Annotated in this window: 1 protein-coding gene; it reads right to left on the bottom strand. The window is 68.7% G+C overall.

The annotated features are described in order from the left end of the window. Positions 1 to 25 precede the first annotated feature (25 nt). Positions 26 to 1,105 (bottom strand): integrase core domain-containing protein, encoded by a 1,080-nt coding sequence (locus tag ACIBJF_RS53515; protein WP_399185132.1) that lies wholly within the window; start codon positions 1,103 to 1,105, stop codon positions 26 to 28. Positions 1,106 to 1,210: the final 105 nt, after the last annotated feature.

The raw sequence follows: 1,210 nt of genomic DNA, 5'->3' as shown, positions 1-1,210 counted from the left end.
TGTGCGTGCCGACAATCCCGTCACCCTATGCGACCTGCGCGTACTCGTGGATGAGGCCGCCAAGGCGGTCGCGCCGGATGCCGCGCGATGGGCCATCGGCGGCGGGTGGTTCGGGCGCGTCGACGCCGTCGGGGCATCGCTGTCGGAGTGATCGGTGAGGCCGATGTTCGTTGTGGTGGTCGGCATACTCGTCGACGACGAGGCGCAGGTGGCGCTCTCCGGTGATCGGGACCTGGTCGGTGGCCTCGCGGCGGCGTGATCCGACCCAGCGCTCGGCGATCGCGTTCATCCGGGGCACGCCCGGCAGGATGGGCACCACGCGGGCGCCGATGGCGGTGAAGGCCGCGTCGATGCCCTCGGTGAAGTAGCCGGCGTTGTCGCGGATCAGGTACCGGATGCTGGCGGCGCGTGTGCCGTCCAGATTCATCAGCAGGTTGCGGGCCTGCTGGATGGCCCACGCGGCGGTGACATTGCGGGTGACGCCGGCGATGTGCACCCGCCGGGTGCTGTGCTCGATGAAGAACAGGACGAACAGGCGCCGCAGGAAGACCGTGTCCACGTGGAAGACGTCGACGGCGAGGATTCCGTGGGCCTGGGCGGTGAGGAACTTCGCCCAGGAGCGGCTGGCCCGCTGGGGCGCCGGATCGACCCTGGCCCGCTGCAGGATCTCCCAGACGGTGGAGGCGGCGACCTTCCAGCCCAGGTTGAGCAGTTCGCTGTGGATCCGGCGATACCCCCATCCGTCGTTCTCGCGGGCTAGGCGCAGTACCAGGGCGCGCAGTGCCTCGGGTTTGGCCGGGCGGCCCGGGCCTTGGTGCGGATAGGTCCACTTCTTCGCGACCAGCCTCGCGTGCCAGCGCAGCACGGTACGTGGGGTGACCAGCAGCTTCAGCGCCGAACGGCGACGCTTGCTCAGGAGGCGGAGCAGGGCTGCGAGCACCGCGCGGTCTCCGCGGCTGAAAGCGGGCTTGTTGCTGCGCTGCAGGACGGCCAGCTGGTGCCGGAGCACCAGTATCTCGACGTCCTTGGCCGTGGAGGACCGCGCCAGCAGGCGCAGCCAGCCGAGCAGCAGGCAGCCGAATCGGTAGACCAGACGGAACGTCATGATTTCCAAGCCTGCGCTGACGGGCTCACGAGCGCTTTCGACGTGATGACATCGTGACTCTCAAGTCGCAGTTCAGCGTAGGTGACAGGATTGTCGGCACCCACA

It is taken from the genome of Streptomyces sp. NPDC050743, from assembly GCF_044456925.1.
Taxonomy (GTDB): Bacteria; Actinomycetota; Actinomycetes; order Streptomycetales; family Streptomycetaceae; genus Streptomyces.
This window is presented reverse-complemented; position numbering and strand designations above follow the sequence as displayed.